Genomic DNA, 16352 nt, shown 5'->3' with positions numbered 1-16352 from the left:
AATAGATGGCACAGGGAACTGTGAAATGGTTCAACGGCGAAAAGGGCTTCGGCTTCATCGCTCCTGACAGTGGCGAGCAGGATCTGTTCGTGCACTACTCGGAAATCCAGGGCAACGGCTACAAGTCGCTCGAGGAGAACCAGCGAGTCCAGTTCGAGGTCGGACAGGGACCCAAGGGCCCCCAGGCGACGCGGGTTTCCGCGGTCTGACTCGGACCTCATACCACAAGCAAGGGCTGGTGCGGCAAAACCGCACCAGCCCTTCGCTTTTGGCAGGATCAGTTCGGGGGTTCGATGAGTTGCCGGATCGCGTCACACACCGCCGCGAGCGTGTGCTCGTCGCGGGTCGACAGGGTCAACACGAACGAACCCTGAATGAGTGCGAGCACCACATCGGCGAGATCCTCGGCGGTGCGGTCCCGGCGCACGTCGCCGCGCTCCTGACCCGTGGTGAACAGCGCTGAGAGCCGCACCTTCCATCCCTCAATTTGGTCGGCAAGCTGCGGACGGAAAACGTCGGAGGTGGCGGCCACCTCGGTGGAGAATTTTCCGGTCAGGCACGCCGTCTGAAACCCTGACTTGACGAAGACCTGGGACATGTCCCGGTAGTAGCCGGTCACGATGTCGGCGGTCGACAGGTCGGTCCTGGCGGCCCAGGTGGCGACCAGTTCCCCCTGGAATCCCATATAGCGGTTCAAGACGGCTTGGCCGAAGGCATCTTTGGACCCGAAGTGGTGGTAGAACGAGCCCTTCGGTACGCCGGCCTCCGCGAGGACCGCGTCGATCGTGGTTCCGTGGAAGCCGTTTTCGTAGAACAACTTCGCACCAGCGCGAAACAGTCGCTCCTTGTGCGAGAGCGGTGCTTCCTGCTGCGTGGTCATGAGAACCGCCTTCGAACCATCAATGAACTGGGCTTTCCCAACTATAGGTCGCGTTCGACCGCGATTAGACGATGTGGCCTAGACCACATCGTCTAGACCTAACAGTCTAGACGATCTAGTCTAGCGCCAAGGGGTCGATCGAACGGAGGACCGTGATGGTCGCTATCGGAGCCGGCGGACTGTCGCCGGGACGCTTCCTGAACCGGGTCGCCGCATGGTTGCGTGCGCCCGCATTCGCCGAGCAGGAACCACGGGGTAAGAACCTCAACTCCCCACCGCCGCGCGCCGGCTTCGTGGAGCACTCAAGGATGTCGCGGGAGATGTACCGCCTCTGACGTGAGCTATGGTTTGGGTGCGGTGGCCAGTCGGCTCCGCAGCCAGGCTGTGAACGCGCCACCCTCGGGAACAGAGGCCCATTGCATGTCGAAAAGCCCTGAGGATTCTCAACTTTCACTCGGCGTGCTCGCTCGGTCGCGCAAAGAGAACGAGCGTCGGCTACCCATCCATCCCTCACATATCGACAGAATCGACGCCGCGCTGCGACAGCGGATGTTTCTCGAGCATGGCTTTGGCGAGCAGTTCGGCGTTACTGACGAGACTCTGGCCGGGCTGGTCGCCGGGATCAAGCCGCGTGATCAGTTGATCGCCGAGAGTGACGTCATCCTGCTGCCCAAGGTCCAGGCCGAAGACCTCGCGGAGATGAAGGTCGGACAAGTGGTCTGGGGATGGCCACACTGTGTCCAGGACGCTGCTTTGACGCAGACCGCCATCGACCGGCGATTGACGCTGATCGCCTTCGAGGCGATGAACCATTGGCACGCCGATGGTTCCTTCGCACTCCACGTGTTCCACAAGAACAATGAACTCGCCGGTTATTGCTCCGTCCTCCATGCGATGCAGTTGGCAGGCATCACCGGCAGTTATGGCCGACGGTTGCGGGCGGCGGTGATCGGATTCGGTGCGACCGCTCGTGGAGCGGTCACCGCGCTCAATGCGCACGGCGTCGACGACGTGCGGGTGCTCACCAACCGCGATGCGGCCGCGGTTGCCTCGCCGATTCACTCCACCCAGATCTTCAAGATGTGGCAGGACTCTGACGATGCCGCGCGTACGTGGGCGGACACCCCCGACGGTCCCGCGCCGGCAGCGGAGCTGCTGGCCGACAACGACATTGTCGTCAACTGCGTCCTTCAGGATCCCGACGCGCCCCTGATCTTCGTGACCGCAGACGAACTCGAGGCGTTCGCTCCCGGCAGCCTGATCATCGACGTCTCCTGCGACACCGGGATGGGCTTCAGCTGGGCCCGGCCGACGTCGTTCACCGACCCGATCATCACCGTGGGTTCCGACGTCTACTACTACGCCGTCGACCACAGCCCGTCATACCTGTGGAATTCGGCAACGTGGGAGATCAGTGAGGCGCTGTTGCCGCACATCTCGACAGTCTTGGCCGGACCGGATTTCTGGGACAGCAGCACGACGGTCTCCCGGGCTGTAGAGATTCGCGACGGTGTTGTCCGCAACCCGACGATCTTGTCGTTCCAGCATCGAGCGAAGGACTACCCGCACCGCGTAGCGACGTAAGCCACTGCGGCTCAACGACAACGGCGCCAGATTTCAGATGGGCGAGGCTATCTCAGTGGGTTCGCGTTGACGTTGAACGGGTCCGGATCGGCCACGTCGACCGCCAGCTGAAGCCAGAACCGTGAATTGAAGAACAGCAGGCTTCCATCAACATCAACCTTGAGCACCGCATCGGGCATCAGCTCATAGCCGGTGGCGTCTGGGTAACGACTTACTCGCCCGTCCGCTTGGTGAATCTGTATATCCATACCGGGATTGTGGTCTCAATGCTGAGACAGTGCGGCCGATCGAGTCGTTTCGATGATGCGTGCGGCATCGTCTCTCGGCTCACTGGATCGACACCAGTTGATCAAGCGAGTCTCTGGGCAGATCGCCGTCGACGATCGCCATGACCTCGAGTCTGTTCAGCGTGATCGCGCCCTTGTGGTTGTCCAGGAAGGCAATGTCCGCCGCGTCACGGCCGGTGGCAATCCGCACCAGGGTTTGCCGCGGCGCCAAGAGCGTTCCGTCGACGACCCTCCACTGCCCTCTCACGTACGCCTCGGCGACAGCGTGAAAATCCATGGGGTACAGACCCGGCGCGTACACCGAGACGACTCGGGCGGGCACGTTGACCGCTCGTAGCAGAGCGACGACCAGGTGGGCGAAGTCGCGACACACCCCGGCCCCCGCCAGCAACGTATCCACCGCCCCATCGATCGGGTCGCTGGAGCCGGGCACATAGTTCAATCTGTTTCCCACCCAGGACGCCACGTGCTCCAACAGCGAATCCGAGTCGAGGTAGTCACCGAACTCCGTTGCGGCGAAGCCATAGAACTTGTCAGCCTCCGCATATCTGCTGGGGCGCAGGTACCTTGACAAGTCGTACTCGGTCACTGGCGCCGGGTTCGTTCGGCCAACGATCGTCGCCTCATAGGCGACCCTCAGCGTTCCCACCGGAACATCGAGTTTGTGGATTCGGTTGCCATGCTCACCGCTGATCTCCACCGCTGCGACGGGGAGCCCGTTCAGGACGAAGGACAACGCCTCGGACACTTCGGCTCCCGGATGCGGCGCGACGGCGATTTGGAACTCCAGAGTCGTCGGACCGCTGATCTCCACCTCGAGCTGGGCGGCCACCTCTCGCTTCATAACAACCATGATGCCCCGCCCGGCCGCGCTGCGCTCACGTCCACCAGAATCTCGACGGAGCGACAGCCGCAGGCTCTGAACGACCGCCTTCGGAATCCCAAATCTCCTCGGCTGCAATCGCTTCTCGACGGCGCGCGGAGCGCCGGACACCCGCACGCACAATATCGTTCACGGTAAGCCAGTCGTTGTCTTCGTTGGCCACCCGAATTCGTCTGGCGTAGGTCATGACACATCCCTCTGCCCGCGTCCGCGAGCTGTTGTTCTCCATCAAGCCAACGCAAGACGGGCCGTGCGAGATACGCCTGAACGTCATCCAGACCCGAGCGCCGACGTCAGGTCGGGCATCGCGATAGTCGCAAATCCGATCGACGCGTCCCCAATCCCGTAAGGCAACACCAAGGTGTCGGCGTGAACGATTGCGCCACAGGAATAGACCACGTTGGGGACGTAACCGTCCTGCTCGTCCGGGGCAGGACTCAGCAGCGGCTCACGCAGCCGGCCGATCACTTTCGTCGGGTCATCGAGGTCGAGCAACAGGGCACCTATCCGGTAGGTGCGCATCGGGCCGACCCCATGGGTGAGCACCAACCATCCGGCATCGGTCTCGATCGGTGAACCACAGTTACCCAGTTGCAACACCTCCCAGGCCTCGACCGAGCGCTGGCACGGGCGCGAGTCCGTCCACACGAATGGGTGATCCGAATACGCGATCGAGTTCGACTCGCGATCCGCCCTCGACAACCCGGCGTACCGGCCGTTGATGCGACGCGGAAACAATGCCAGACCCTTGTTGGCCGCGGCGCGCCCAACCATGGGCTTCGAGGTGAAGGACCGGAAGTCGTTCGTTTCCAACAGCTGTTGGCTGATCTGCGACCCGCTGTAAGCGGTGTAGGTGGCATAGAAGGTCACAGAGCCGTCGTTGTCCACGAAGCGCACGAAGCGCGCGTCCTCCATACCGACCGACTCGGCGTCCGTCGCAGGCCACAGCACCCGTTCGGAAATCGGTACCTGGTCCGGGAATTCGACAGCGTAGCTCCTGTCCGCGATCGCGCGGATCTCGGAGATTGTCTCGAGCACACGTCCACGGGTGCTCAAGTGAGACTGCAGTTGGACCAGCCTCTCCTCCAGGTCGGTACGGGTAAAGCACTCACCGAGTGGTTCCAGGACGTAGTTGGCCGCTTCCCCGTCATCGCCGAACTGGTGGAGCTCGCTGCGGAAGACTGCGGCGTCCAAGCCGCCCGGCGCCGTCGCGCCGAGCGTGGCGAACGCACCTGCAGGGTCGATGCGGGGGCATCCGGTCGCATCAACCACACCCGTCCGAAATCCGATCGACGACCGGTGGCCTTCACCAATACCTCGCACACTCAGCAGAATTCGTAGCTCACCTGCGATCGTCCCGGTCTGGTCAGGGTGCGCAACGATGCTCGGATTGCACAGCGCCGCACCCTCGATCGCGTACTCGCTGGTGAAAGTGGCACCCAGTAACAACATCCGGACATCGGACACTCGCGCATCTGGCCGCAGCCGGTCGGCAAGTTCGCGCGCGTGCCGCCGGAACGTGCCGCCCAGATCGCGATGCCGACTGTCGAATCGGCTGATCACGTCATCCAGCGAGCGCATAACGTCGTCTTCACCCAGCGCGAGGATGCGCGCAAGCACCGCTCCCGCCCGCGAATCCTGCTGCTCGAAGCCTTCCTGGCCAGGCACGAAAAGGCGGGTGACGACCCGTGATCTATCGTGCGTCAGCCGGAGTGGGACACGCTTGGCGAGATCAACTTCCATCGACGTCATCTCTGCAGCAACGATATCCGCCGGCCGTGCTGCATCGTCGAGATCGCTGCCAACGTCGACTCAGCGCCTTGATTGAGGTTGACCCCGTCGGCCTGCAGCCCGTCATATCCACCGCCGGTGGCCGGATCCCACATCAGCTGGCCGGAGTCATTGGCACCGGTGAACCACGCCACGGCCTTTCGTACTTCGTCGTTCCATTGCGCGGCGGCGTCGACGGCAGCGGCGCGAGCGCACGCGTCGGCCAGAGCTGCCACCTCGATCGGCTGTTGATCGAAGGCCGGTTGAGAGTCACCCGGGCCGCGCCCCGCGACCGGAGTGGGCGACAGGTGACCGTTGACGGTTTCGATATCCAGAAGCCATGCCAACAGATCGAGGCCCTGCTGCCACAGTTTCGGTGCCTCCAGCGCCACGCCCACGCCAATGATCGCCTCGGCCAGAACAGCATTGGCGTAGCTCAGACGTGGCTCGGGCCACGGCCAGTCGGGATCCCCGTTCGGCTTGGCAATTGAGACCGCGTAATCGGTGACCAGTTTGCGGGCAGCGCGATGGTCAGGCTGGACCGTGAGAACTTCAACGGCACCCAAAGCGGCGTATGCCATCGCGCGCGGCCACTTCGAACGCCCTTGCGCGGCGCGTTCGAACTGAACCAGCGCTGACTTGCGCACCCATACGACGTCGCTGTGCGCTACTGCGGTGCCGAGGCCCCAGATGCATCTACCCCAAGCATCATCCAGGCTCGGCTCGTCCAACCACTTACCGGCAGCATCCATTCGGTTCCGGCAGGCACCACCGAGGGCTTGGGCGTCATTCAGGAACCGCACGGCAACGCCGGCCAGGCGATTGACCTCACCGGAGGCACCGGGCTCACGGGCGGCGACGACGAGCACCCGGGCCATGTCGTCAGTGCAATAGCCGTGCTCGGGCCGCGGTTCGTCAAGACACGCGTGCTCAAAGGTCCCGCGATGGTCGGTCATCCGAAGCAGTTGGTCGAAATTCGGAATCGGCAGCTCGCTCATACGAGAGCCGACATCCTGGAGCGAAGACGTTGAGCCAGAACCAGATAGTCCTTGGCAACCACCGGCCACGCCATTGTCGGAGCCAACAGACGTGCCCTTGCCGCCATCTGCCCGGCCATCCGCGGCTGCGTCAGCACTGAAAGCAGGGCGGATGTGAGTGCATCCGTGTCACCGTGCGGCACGACGATTCCGGTGCCGTCGCCGAGCAGTTCGGCCGCGTGAGGGAACGCGGTCGCTACGACGGGGCGTCCGTTGGCGATGGCGTCAACCAGTACGCCCGAGGTGACTTGTTCAGTGGAGTCGTAAGGCAAGACCACCGCCGACGCTGATTGAATGATCGCGCCAAGCGCCTTATTGTCCCGGTAAGCGACATCGAATTTCACCGAGTCCGCGACGCCGCGACACTTGGCCCGTTCCCGCAGCGCATCAAGGTAGGCGTCGCCCTCCGCGGCCAGAACCTTCGGATGTGTGCGACCGGCGATCAGATAGAGGGGGCGGCCAGGGAGTTCGCTGAGCGTGGCCATGGCATCGATCACTCGCTCGATGCCCTTGCCCGGCCCCAGCAGGCCCCAGGTCAAGAGCGTGGGACGACCGCCACGTTTGACATGAGCCCTGGCCACCACGGTGGCCCCGTGCGGAATCGTGATGATCTTTCGACTGTCGACTTCGTAGCCCAGACAAAGACGGTCGCGCGCAGCGGTGGTCATCACGACCACCTGATCGGCTTGGGCCACTATCGTTTCCAGTACCCAACGTTGTTGCGGCGTGGGCTCTTTGAGCACGGTGTGGGCAACAACGATCGTCGGAACCTGTATCCCACGGATAATGTCAACCACATCTTCGCCGTCAGCCCCGCCATAGATCCCGTACTCGTGCTGGATGACCACCACGTCGGATCTGTTCAGCAGCTGCACGCCTGCGGACACCGACGCCGGTACACCGTTGATCAACTCGCCGATGACATGGACATCGCCGCTTGGCGTTCCATCGGCGATCCGAACCACGTCGACGGCGGCACCGTTAGCGCGAAGCCCGTCGGCCAGCGCCGCGCTGAAGGTGGCCAATCCGCACAACGTCGGCGGGTAGGTACTCAGAATTCCAACCCGCGGGATGCCGGAAAAGCCTTGGCGGCGAACGCCAATAGGCGCATTTGTTGGAAGGACAGAGTGAAGGTTCAAGGTGATCCCGTCTTGCGGTTGTCACCGACGTGCCCGGCGTGAGCGAATGCTCGGCGAGTCAGCGGCGGACGGCTGAGTCATTCCGGACTGGCTGGATTCCCAACACCACCTACCCTACACCCCGCGACCAGGCCGTGAACGAGAACGACGGCCGGCGAGAGAATCTGACGGCACGGGAAGCGCCACTCACCATGCAGCCGCGTCGGGCGGGTCCACGTCGATTTCCATTGATAACGAACGGTTTCCAACCGATTGCCCGGATTTTTCGGGCAGGACGTATGTCGGTAGCGATGCGAGTAGGCTGCACGTACGGCGATGCTTCGGACGCGTTCACCCATCGCGTCACCTCCCCCAACCTTGGTGGGTTTCATGGCCGCAGACAGGAGCGTCCGATGACGCAACCAGAAGTCCGCACATCAGTTGGCTGGAAAGAACCGCCACCACAGGCGACACCTCGCTTGAGACTGAAGCCGAAGGGTCCTCAGACGGGTCGCGTTGACGGGGCGTGGTGGCCGCATAGCGACGACCTCGAAGCGGAAGTCCCCGACCTGCTCGCGGTGTTGTCAGTTCGCCTCGGCCCCATCAGCTATGTCCTCTACAAGATGACGGAGTGGGTGAAGGCCCGCGGCAAGATACTGATCGGCGGCCGAGTCGTCCGACTCGACGGCTACAACCGCCAACCGAGCAATACGGTTGAAGTCCAGGGGATTGGCGGCGGGAAGCTGGTCCTGCTCGTCGTACCTGTCGGAACAGATGCCGATCGGGCGCACGCCGTGATGGTTACGGCCGCGGCTCCCGATAATGCCTCGACCAGCGATGAACTGCTGGCGGCGGCCCTCGACGGCTAGGCGACGGTTTGTGGTGTCCACCGATCGGTGGACACCACAGTCAGCTGCGAAGATCCTCTGGCCGGTGGATACCTGTGGCGCACGCCACTGGCGACGATTGCGTCATGGAAACGGGTATGCGCCGGGTCGCGCTCGCCAGCTACGTCGGCTCGGCGATCGAGTACTACGACTTCTTCATCTACGGCACCGCCGCGGCACTGGTGTTCCCGCACGTGTTCTTCCCCAGTCTGAGCCCACTGATGGCGACAATCGCCTCACTGGGCACCTTCGCGGCGGCGTTTCTCTCCCGGCCGATCGGGGCGGCGGTGTTCGGTCACTTCGGCGATCGCATCGGCCGCAAGAACACCTTGGTGTTCACGCTGGTGATCATGGGCGCATCCAGCGTCGGCGTGGGTCTCATCCCCAGCACCGCCGTCATCGGTGCGGCCGCGCCCCTGCTATTGATCAGCATGCGACTGCTGCAAGGTTTCGCCGTCGGCGGTGAGTGGGCCGGCGCCGCGCTGATGAGCGCCGAGCAGGCACCGCAACGCAAGCGTGGGTATTACTGCATGTTCACCCAGTTGGGTCTCGGTACCGCGCTGGTGTTGGGCAACCTGGTGTTTCTCGGTGTGCACGGCGCCTTCGGCGACGCGGAAACGGCTTTCCTGCAATGGGGTTGGCGCATCCCATTCTTGATCAGTGCGGTGCTGGTGGCGGTCGCGCTCTACATCCGGCTACACGTCGAGGAGAGCCCGGTCTTCGCCGAGTCGGCGGCTGAGGGACCCAGCGGGGTTCCGCTCGCCGAGGCCATGCGGCACCAAGGCCGCGAGGTGGTGCTGGCGGCCGGCGCGGTGATGGGCCTGTTCATGCTGGCGTTCCAGGTGGGCACCTACTTCCCGAACTACGCCGCGACCCATCTGCACTACGACGAGGACCTGATCCTGCTGGTGGGTGTCGCAGGCGGGGTGTGCTCGCTGGTGTTCGTCGCCGCGTCGGCAATCCTCAGCGACAGCTACGGCCGCCGACGCATCCTCGGATTCGGTGCCGCACTGGCGTTGCCCTGGACGCTGATCCTGTTCCCGCTCATCCAATCCGGCGACCCCGTCCGCTACGGCATCGCCATCATCGGTACCTACGGCATCATCGGAATCATGATGGGCCCCTTGGCCGCATTCATTCCGGAGATCTTCGCGGTCCGCTACCGCTACAGCGGCGCCGGCCTGTCCTACAACGTCGGCGGCATCATCGGGGGCGCGCTGCCCCCGGTGCTCTCCCCCATGCTGCTGTCGTCGTACGGCAGCTGGTCGATCACCGCGATGATGGCGGGCTTCACCGTGGTCAGCCTGATCAGCGTGTTGCTTCTGACCGAGACCGCCGGACGCGGCCTGGGCATCCCTGAGTCAATCGAGCCAACCGAACCCTCTGTCGCGCGGCAGCGCTTGGCCCACGTGGCGTGCTAGCCGACAGCCGACACAGTCAGGGCGCGGAGGCTTCGACCTTTGCGGCCGCCTCGAGAAGCTGGGCCGACCACAGGGAGCACTCTGACTCTGCCGCACGAATCACGGCGTCCGCGATATCGCACATCGAGCTGTCGTGCTCGGCGCCAGGATCCATCGCGGCAGCGCGCCGTATCACCAGACGCCCCAGGTTCACCGACGTCGAGCTGGGCACCACGAGCAGCCGTGCGCAGCCGGTACGACCGGAGACAATCATCAGCCGATGCTGGCGATCGTTCCAGCCGTGCATCGACACCGCTCCCGACGTGAGCGTCTTCAGAACCGGGGTGCCGGACGACGAAGACCAGTTGATCTTGATATCGACGATCTCACCCAGGACCGGGTGCAATGCCTCGATCAGTTCCGGCAATTCGCGGGCAAGCGCGAACGAATGCGGCCACCAGGCGCCGTCGATGTCGCCACCGAGGGTCGGCTTCAGGGTGATACGCACCGGGCTGGCAAGGCGCCGACTCCCGGACATGCCGTTCACGAGGACGCAGACTGTGGTGAGTCGGACTCGGTGAGCCCAGAGAAAATCGGGTGCGGGACAGGCGCATTGACCGTCTCGTACGCAACATCCGTCGTGTCGACGGGATGAGAGAAAAGGTCGGAGTTTTCCATGTGGGAAATTCCTCACGAGTTAGCAGGGTCGACCCATGGATGTAGCCCGAGCCTAACGGCCCCGCCAATGCAGAACGGATCTGCATCTGACACTACACCCCAGGGTTCGTGGACCGTCGATCGATGCCGCATTGGCAGTGCGGCTGGTGTCGACAGTATCGAGCGGTGATCGCGTTGTCGCTCGCTGACCGCGTGAAATATCCTGCGGGACAGGAAAATTTGCCGGTCGAAAAGGCCAGAAATTGGCTTGTCGGGCCCGTATCGGGGATTCGGGCGTAGAGTCCGAGGGACCGGGACCACCAACAGGCCCCCCATTGAAGGGCCGACGATGTCCGACAAATCCCCCCGACAGGGTATGTCCAAGAAATCCGGCAAGTCTCTCAAAGAAAAACGGGCCGACAAACGCTCCAAGTCCGACGGCGGGCCGGCTCAAACCGTGGCTAACGTCAAGGCTCGCTGAAACCCCTTCGCACGACGCGGCAACCCCATCGGATCTTGCGCGCGGACAACACTTCTGGCCAGCGACGCGGCCGACGGCATCACTGCTCAGGCACATGATGCCGGCTATGCCATCGGCATTTTCGATACCGGCGCCGCCGGGACCACGCTCTCGCACCGGCCCAGGCGGTGCTGCTCGATATCGGCCGCGAACGCGCGCAACGCGCTGCGGACCATACGCGCGGTCCCGTCAGGGTGCCGACACGCCCCTCGGCCGTCCACAAGCCGGGTGATACGCCGAATCTCTTTGACCAGATGGTCACTGGCGCGCCCGTAGGCCAGTTCGTCGATCAGTTCGGACAACCGGGGCAAGCCGTTGCGACACGGACCGCACTGGCGCGCGCTCTCGTCGGCGAGGTAGCCGGTGATCTCGGCGGTGCGGACCAACCCACACTCGGTCACGCCCAGCGCGTGAACGATCCCGGCGCCGGGCGATGCACCCAGCGATTTCAAGCCCGTGCGCGATAGCCTCAGTCCCGCGAAAGTCTCAGCGGGCAGCCAACTCCCGTGATAGCCACCAACGAGAATCGCCGACACCGCTCGGGTGTCGATCAGGTCCGTGATCGGCACGCCCGTCGGCACCTCGACAACACCCTCACCGTCCAGCGCGCCGGAGAGGGTGACGAGCATGGAGCCCGGGTCGGCCGGGTCTCCGATCGACCGGAACCAGTGGGCCCCGTGGCGGGCGATCAGTGCCATGTGCGCCAACGTCTCGACGTTGTTGACCAGGGTGGGGCGTTTACGCACCCCCGAGATCGCGACGGGGACGGTGCGGTCGCGCGGCAACGCGGGGCCGCCCTCGATGTGCCGGATCGCCGCGGATTCCTCCCCAGCGACGAAGGTGTCGGGTGCCTCCACCACTGTCAGCTCGACACGGTGTGGGTCGAGCCCGGCAGCTCGTCTCTCGGCGAGGGCCGCGCGCACAGATGCCACGGCGTCGGCGTGGACGTACAGGTAGCCGGTGTGGGCGCCGATCGCGGCGGCGGCGATGTGCAGGCCGTCGATCACCAGGTGTGGCGCCCGTGTCAGCAGCAGCGCGTCCTTGCGGCTCAACGGTTCTCCCTCGGCGCCGTTGGCGACCACCACGGGGTCCGGGCCGGTGACCGCGGCGAGTTTCCGGCCGGTGGGGAAGCCGGCGCCGCCCCGCCCGGACAGCCCGGCGTCGTTGAGAAGCGAAATGAGTTGGCTGCCGGAGATTCTCGGTGCTGGGCCGAAACGGTCGAGGTGTTCAGCGCGAGCCGGTCCGGCAGCGGACAGCAGCCGCGGTGCGCTACGCATCGGCATACTCATCGAAGTTGGCGCGCAGCCGCCAGATCAGCGCCGCAGCCACGACGACCGCGCAGCCGCCTGCGATCGCGAGGAACCACGCGCGTCCGGTGTCGGTGCCGTTGCCCAGCGCATGAGCCATCGAGACGGGCCACAACGAATAAGTCGCCCAGTGCACCAATCGGAAGGCCCGCGGACCGATGCGGTGACGGAGCAGACCGGTGATCACAACGACGGCAAGCACGTCGACGGCGACGGTGCCCAGGCCCTGCCACAGTGGCCGGTAGGCGCCGAGGAAAGGCACGACGATGTCGATGAGTTTCAGCTTGGCGTAGGGGTCGAGGAACAGCAGGCCGATGTGCAACGCCACCAGCAGCGTCGACGACAGGGCGGCGAAGCGATGAACGTCAGAGACGGCGAATCTGGGTAGCAGCAGCAGCGGGCGTCCGGACCGGGCGGCGATACCCAATGCCACCGACACGGTCATGAACACCAACGCGACGACGCCGTTGCCACGGCCCAACGCCCACAGCGCTTCGTTCGTCATGACCCACGTGACACCGTGACGTGCGGGGAGAAGCTGTTGCCGCCCGAGGTGCCCCCGCCACCGGCCGGGACATGGCTCTGCCGGATCGGAAACGCGGGCTGCGACTTGGTGCTCGGTGCCGGTGCCGGTGCCTGCTCCTGAACGGTCGCCTTCGGCGTGTAGGCCGGCTTCTGGGTGTAGGTCGGCTGCGGGGTGTAGGCCGGTTGCGGGGTGTAGGTCTCCGCGGGAGCGGGCGCAACCGTCGGCTCCGGGCTCGGAGGGGGCGCCGGAGTGTCCGCCACGGGCACCGGCGCCGGGGCCGGTTCCACGACGGGCGGTGCCGGGGGCAGGTCCACGGCTGGGTCGGTCGCCATCGGGTCGGCCGGCGGAAGCTCGGCAACGACGGGCTTGACGGTGTCGCCGTAGGCCAACGCCGATGCGCCCGCTACTCCGGCGATGCCGATGCCGGCCAACGCCCACGAGGTCACGGCGGCCCGGCGAAATCCGGAACGAGGTGAGTCCATGCGTTGATGGTGGCAATCGATTCTTTATGAGCTCAAAGAAGTGAATATGGGTCCGCGCGGGGGCGGTGACGGCCGTCGAGCGGCTGGTGACGAAAGTCCCCGTGGCCCTGCTCCGGCATCGTGACATTCTGGAGCTGTGAGCACCTGGGACGACACCACTGACAGCGGCGAATACAGCGTCGAGGACGACAACCAGCTCCAGCCCGAGGACACGTTGGTCGACCGCGGCGTCGACGACATCCTCGACGAGGGCATCTCCCCTCCGGAGCGGCCGGTCGCCCGTACGAACTTCGATCATCCCGGCCCGGAGACGCTCAACGAGTTGCTGGCCGAGGAGGAACCCGATCCGGTGTCCCGGCTGAACAATGTGCTCGACGAGCTCAATGGCTCCGCTGCGGACGACTCCGATTATCCGGAGGACGACGAGGTCGGCCGGGTTCGGTCGGGTCGTTTGGTGGCACCCGATGCGGGCTTCGGTGAGGACGACGAGTCCGAGCTCGTGGCCGAAGACGTCGGTATCGACGGCGGGGCGGCCTCCGCGGAGGAGGCCGCCATGCACGTCATCGACGAGGATTAAGCGCTCAACTGGTCATCGATGACTTTCGTCGGGTCGAGCAGCACCTGGGTGTTGCCGTCGAGTGTCGACGAGATCGTGCCGGTGATCGATCGGGTCAGCTTGTTGATGGTGGCGTCGGCCGTCAGCGAGCCGGTGTGTTCACCGGTGACGGTGATGTTGGCTTTGTAGACGATCGACGACTGGCTGGCCCCGGCGCTCGTCGACTCGGTGCCGTTGAGGATCATGCCTTCGGAGTTGACGTAATTGGTGTACGTCACGGTGCGGATGGTATTGCCGGCGGTGGTGGAATCCGGCGCCTCGGAGACGTAGGCGGTTCCGCCGTACTGACTCGTGTACGCCCCGACCGGCGGCAGCGGTGCCGGTCCGGCTTTGTATGTGCTCAGCGCCGGTGCCCAGTCCGCATTCGGCGTCGCGAGATCACCCTGTACGGCACCGACGCTGGTCGTGTACTTCAGGTTGGTGACGACAAGGCGGGTGTCCGACGGGTCGGTGATGCTGCGCTCCCAGAAGGCCACTGAGGTTCCGTCGGCGTTCCAGCTGGGCATGCTGCGCGCGGTGTAGCCGTCGCCGGTGACGAACAGCGGGATCCCGTTCTCGCCCTTGAGATCGTCTTCGACGGCGACCAGCCATTCCTGGTTGGACACGTTGATGCCGGTGCCATTGGGATAGTCGGGGGTCTTGAGCCCGCCGGCATAGGCGGTGTACACCGCACCCTGGATGTCGGCGGGCAGCAGCGCCGGCCGGTCGATCCGAGTCATCGGGGTGAGGGCGTCGAGTCCGCGGGTGCTGCAGATCGCGATCCACTGCTGGTTGGGCGACATGTCGACGTCCTCGTCGTAGTCGAGGTTGCCGGTCAGACGCGTGACGTTCCCGGTGGCCAGGTCGACGACGATGTCGTCGACGTTGCCCGAGTCGTACCGGCCTCCGAGGATGATCACGCCCTTGCCGTCGGGCGTCCACTGCTTGCCTTCGCCGACCGGGTAAACCACCCGTGCGTCATCGATGTGGTACTCCGGGGCGCCGGTGACCGCGTTGGTGGTCAGATTCAGCTTGCCGACGACCGGAATCGCGGTGATGAGATTGCCTGTGCCCAGCTGGATTTGGCTGAACAGCACATACTTGCCGTCGGGCGAGATCCGCATCTCGCGTTGCTTGTCGATCGCGGTGGATCCCGACGGTGGCGTGATGATCGGGATCAGCGCGGCCGGTGCGGTGTCGGTGGCGGGCTGGTACACGTCCCAGTGACCGGGGGCTTCCACCACGAACCGCCCGGAGCCGTCGCTGGTGTAGGTGCTCTTGCCCAGGTTGCCTTCGGTGGGCGTGACACCGCAGGTGATGCAGGTGACGGTAGACCCGTCAGTGTCGCCGGCGTCGATCGAGTAGATCTCGGTACGACCGCCGGCGACCGGCGTGGCCGAAAACATCAACGTCTTTCCGTCGGGCGCGAACCGCGGAATCGTCGGGTTGGTGATGGTGGCGGGCAAGTTGAGGATGACACGTTGAGCCTCGGGACTGAGCACGGTCAGGCTGCTTGAGGCCGACGCGGTGCGGGAGCTGAACGGCATCAGGACGTTGAACTTGCCGTCGGTCACCGAAATGGTGAACGAATCAGTTTGCGCGGCAGTGTAGTTGATGTCGTCCGGCGTGTAGCTGAAGTTGCCGGTGGCCTGGTCGATCGTCAGCGTGCCGTACTTGGGCCCCTGGGTGACGGTGTACTTCAGCGCGTCACCTTCGATGTCGGTGGCGCCGATGTTGCCGGTGACGGTTTGCCCGGTCTGGACCGTGGTGGTCGGGGTTCCGATTGTCGGCGCCTGGTTGAACAGGTCGCGTCGTACCGAACCCAGCGCCGTCCAGATGACCGGCACGATGGGACCGCTGTTGGTGGGCGGCGGCTTGAGGAACGGGTTGAGCAGCGAGGTGACGATGCCGTTGAGCAATCCGGCCGGATTAGGGGCCAACGCCGGTGTGCTGATCGATGCCGGCACCGACGACGCGGACGACGCCTGCGCGGTGCGCAGGCTGCCACTCTTCTGGACCGGCTTCGAGGTGGTTGAGCTCGCCGATGGGATGACGTTCGGCGTCGCCAGCTTGGCCGCCGCGCTCGCAGCCGTCGAGGATCCCGCCGACTCACTCGACTTCGTCGTGGCGGAGGGCTTCGAGAGGCGGCTGCCTCTAGCCTTGGCGGTACCGGTGGCACGCGGCCCGGCGTGGGCCGAGGACGATCCACCGGACGACGAGCCACCGGCGGAGGAAGCGGACGAGGATGCACCCGAGGAGCTCCCGGTCGAGTCGGCCGCCGCAACCCCGTGACCGGCTGCGACCGCCCCGGCCAACCAGGCGGCGACGGCAATGCCGCCGTACGCGCCGACCTTGGCGGCATCGTGAAGGGACAGTGGCTGCGGTTTGGCAGGCCGACGATCAGCAGGCATTGGAGGGC

The 16352-nt window shown here is 64.8% G+C and carries 18 protein-coding genes; 7 read left to right on the top strand and 11 right to left on the bottom strand.

Annotated features, from left to right (window positions below; translation table 11 throughout):
• Window positions 1-5: 5 nt before the first annotated feature.
• On the top strand, window positions 6-209 hold the full coding sequence (locus tag AB4879_RS21885) for a cold-shock protein (protein ID WP_036343377.1): 204 nt from the start codon (window positions 6-8) through the stop codon (window positions 207-209).
• A 68-nt stretch (window positions 210-277) separates the two neighbouring features.
• Here the strand turns inward: AB4879_RS21885 and AB4879_RS21880 are convergent, their stop codons facing one another.
• On the bottom strand, window positions 278-880 hold the full coding sequence (locus AB4879_RS21880; protein ID WP_370509258.1) for a TetR/AcrR family transcriptional regulator: 603 nt from the start codon (window positions 878-880) through the stop codon (window positions 278-280).
• 155 nt (window positions 881-1035) lie between these two features.
• Between AB4879_RS21880 and AB4879_RS21875 the strand changes: the two genes are divergently transcribed.
• Window positions 1036-1215: a hypothetical protein gene (locus AB4879_RS21875; RefSeq protein WP_102807037.1), complete on the top strand. Its 180-nt coding sequence runs from the start codon at window positions 1036-1038 to the stop codon at window positions 1213-1215.
• An 85-nt stretch (window positions 1216-1300) separates the two neighbouring features.
• Window positions 1301-2464, top strand: a complete 1164-nt coding sequence (locus AB4879_RS21870; protein ID WP_370509257.1) for a N(5)-(carboxyethyl)ornithine synthase — start codon at window positions 1301-1303, stop codon at window positions 2462-2464.
• A gap of 47 nt (window positions 2465-2511) precedes the next feature.
• Here AB4879_RS21870 and AB4879_RS21865 read toward each other — a convergent pair whose 3' ends face one another.
• The 5 genes from AB4879_RS21865 to AB4879_RS21845 form a co-directional block, all read right to left on the bottom strand.
• Window positions 2512-2712: a hypothetical protein gene (locus tag AB4879_RS21865; RefSeq protein WP_131536191.1), complete on the bottom strand. Its 201-nt coding sequence runs from the start codon at window positions 2710-2712 to the stop codon at window positions 2512-2514.
• A gap of 79 nt (window positions 2713-2791) precedes the next feature.
• Window positions 2792-3595: a transglutaminase family protein gene (locus tag AB4879_RS21860; protein WP_370509256.1), complete on the bottom strand. Its 804-nt coding sequence runs from the start codon at window positions 3593-3595 to the stop codon at window positions 2792-2794.
• A gap of 309 nt (window positions 3596-3904) precedes the next feature.
• On the bottom strand, window positions 3905-5386 hold the full coding sequence (locus AB4879_RS21855) for a glycoside hydrolase family 130 protein (protein WP_370509255.1): 1482 nt from the start codon (window positions 5384-5386) through the stop codon (window positions 3905-3907).
• On the bottom strand, window positions 5383-6402 hold the full coding sequence (locus tag AB4879_RS21850; protein WP_370509254.1) for a glycosyltransferase: 1020 nt from the start codon (window positions 6400-6402) through the stop codon (window positions 5383-5385). The genes AB4879_RS21855 and AB4879_RS21850 overlap by 4 nt, the downstream gene beginning before the upstream one ends.
• A complete protein-coding gene (locus tag AB4879_RS21845) occupies window positions 6399-7475 on the bottom strand; it encodes a glycosyltransferase (RefSeq protein WP_370509253.1) in 1077 nt (358 codons plus the stop codon). Before AB4879_RS21845 ends, AB4879_RS21850 begins: the two co-directional genes overlap by 4 nt.
• A gap of 497 nt (window positions 7476-7972) precedes the next feature.
• Between AB4879_RS21845 and AB4879_RS21840 the strand changes: the two genes are divergently transcribed.
• Window positions 7973-8428 carry a DUF5994 family protein gene (locus AB4879_RS21840; protein WP_370509252.1) on the top strand — a complete coding sequence of 152 codons (456 nt, stop codon included), beginning with the start codon at window positions 7973-7975 and terminating at the stop codon, window positions 8426-8428.
• A 104-nt stretch (window positions 8429-8532) separates the two neighbouring features.
• Window positions 8533-9867: an MFS transporter gene (locus AB4879_RS21835; protein WP_370509251.1), complete on the top strand. Its 1335-nt coding sequence runs from the start codon at window positions 8533-8535 to the stop codon at window positions 9865-9867.
• Between the two features lie 16 nt (window positions 9868-9883).
• Here AB4879_RS21835 and AB4879_RS21830 read toward each other — a convergent pair whose 3' ends face one another.
• The 4 genes from AB4879_RS21830 to AB4879_RS21815 all read right to left on the bottom strand — a co-directional run bounded on the left by AB4879_RS21830 (window position 9884) and on the right by AB4879_RS21815 (window position 13338).
• A complete protein-coding gene (locus AB4879_RS21830) occupies window positions 9884-10384 on the bottom strand; it encodes a DUF5994 family protein (RefSeq protein ID WP_233209290.1) in 501 nt (166 codons plus the stop codon).
• Between the two features lie 704 nt (window positions 10385-11088).
• The gene (locus AB4879_RS21825) at window positions 11089-12300 is read right to left on the bottom strand and encodes an NADH-ubiquinone oxidoreductase-F iron-sulfur binding region domain-containing protein (RefSeq protein ID WP_370509250.1); all 1212 of its coding nucleotides are present in this window, start codon (window positions 12298-12300) and stop codon (window positions 11089-11091) included.
• Window positions 12293-12835: an iron reductase gene (locus tag AB4879_RS21820; RefSeq protein WP_370509249.1), complete on the bottom strand. Its 543-nt coding sequence runs from the start codon at window positions 12833-12835 to the stop codon at window positions 12293-12295. The genes AB4879_RS21825 and AB4879_RS21820 overlap by 8 nt, the downstream gene beginning before the upstream one ends.
• On the bottom strand, window positions 12832-13338 hold the full coding sequence (locus tag AB4879_RS21815) for a hypothetical protein (protein ID WP_370509248.1): 507 nt from the start codon (window positions 13336-13338) through the stop codon (window positions 12832-12834). Before AB4879_RS21815 ends, AB4879_RS21820 begins: the two co-directional genes overlap by 4 nt.
• Before the next feature lie 136 nt (window positions 13339-13474).
• Here AB4879_RS21815 and AB4879_RS21810 point away from each other — a divergent pair, with 136 nt between their 5' ends.
• Window positions 13475-13915, top strand: coding sequence for a DUF5709 domain-containing protein (locus AB4879_RS21810; RefSeq protein ID WP_370509247.1), 441 nt, complete (start codon window positions 13475-13477; stop codon window positions 13913-13915).
• Here the strand turns inward: AB4879_RS21810 and AB4879_RS21805 are convergent.
• The gene (locus tag AB4879_RS21805; protein ID WP_370509246.1) at window positions 13912-15852 is read right to left on the bottom strand and encodes a VCBS domain-containing protein; all 1941 of its coding nucleotides are present in this window, start codon (window positions 15850-15852) and stop codon (window positions 13912-13914) included. The genes AB4879_RS21810 and AB4879_RS21805 overlap by 4 nt on opposite strands.
• On the opposite strand from AB4879_RS21805, the gene AB4879_RS21800 reads away from it, so the two are divergent.
• Entirely contained in the window at window positions 15833-16225 is a 393-nt protein-coding gene (locus AB4879_RS21800; RefSeq protein ID WP_370509245.1) for a hypothetical protein, read from the top strand. The genes AB4879_RS21805 and AB4879_RS21800 overlap by 20 nt on opposite strands.
• Window positions 16226-16352 lie beyond the last annotated feature (127 nt).

Origin of the sequence: Mycobacterium sp. SA01, assembly GCF_041287105.1 — a bacterium.
In the GTDB taxonomy this organism is placed as follows: domain Bacteria; phylum Actinomycetota; class Actinomycetes; order Mycobacteriales; family Mycobacteriaceae; genus Mycobacterium.
This window is presented reverse-complemented; position numbering and strand designations above follow the sequence as displayed.

Bases quoted from the DNA above. Each gene is read 5' to 3' on its own strand.
- AB4879_RS21820 (WP_370509249.1), bottom strand. From the start codon at position 12,835: ATGACGAACGAAGCGCTGTGGGCGTTGGGCCGTGGCAACGGCGTCGTC.
- AB4879_RS21865 (WP_131536191.1), bottom strand. From the start codon at position 2,712: ATGGATATACAGATTCACCAAGCGGACGGGCGAGTAAGTCGTTACCCA.
- AB4879_RS21885 (WP_036343377.1), top strand. From the start codon at position 6: ATGGCACAGGGAACTGTGAAATGGTTCAACGGCGAAAAGGGCTTCGGC.
- AB4879_RS21840 (WP_370509252.1), top strand. From the start codon at position 7,973: ATGACGCAACCAGAAGTCCGCACATCAGTTGGCTGGAAAGAACCGCCA.
- AB4879_RS21860 (WP_370509256.1), bottom strand. From the start codon at position 3,595: ATGAAGCGAGAGGTGGCCGCCCAGCTCGAGGTGGAGATCAGCGGTCCG.
- AB4879_RS21815 (WP_370509248.1), bottom strand. From the start codon at position 13,338: ATGGACTCACCTCGTTCCGGATTTCGCCGGGCCGCCGTGACCTCGTGG.
- AB4879_RS21835 (WP_370509251.1), top strand. From the start codon at position 8,533: ATGGAAACGGGTATGCGCCGGGTCGCGCTCGCCAGCTACGTCGGCTCG.
- AB4879_RS21850 (WP_370509254.1), bottom strand. From the start codon at position 6,402: ATGAGCGAGCTGCCGATTCCGAATTTCGACCAACTGCTTCGGATGACC.
- AB4879_RS21870 (WP_370509257.1), top strand. From the start codon at position 1,301: ATGTCGAAAAGCCCTGAGGATTCTCAACTTTCACTCGGCGTGCTCGCT.
- AB4879_RS21875 (WP_102807037.1), top strand. From the start codon at position 1,036: ATGGTCGCTATCGGAGCCGGCGGACTGTCGCCGGGACGCTTCCTGAAC.
- AB4879_RS21855 (WP_370509255.1), bottom strand. From the start codon at position 5,386: ATGACGTCGATGGAAGTTGATCTCGCCAAGCGTGTCCCACTCCGGCTG.
- AB4879_RS21880 (WP_370509258.1), bottom strand. From the start codon at position 880: ATGACCACGCAGCAGGAAGCACCGCTCTCGCACAAGGAGCGACTGTTT.
- AB4879_RS21825 (WP_370509250.1), bottom strand. From the start codon at position 12,300: ATGCGTAGCGCACCGCGGCTGCTGTCCGCTGCCGGACCGGCTCGCGCT.
- AB4879_RS21830 (WP_233209290.1), bottom strand. From the start codon at position 10,384: ATGTCCGGGAGTCGGCGCCTTGCCAGCCCGGTGCGTATCACCCTGAAG.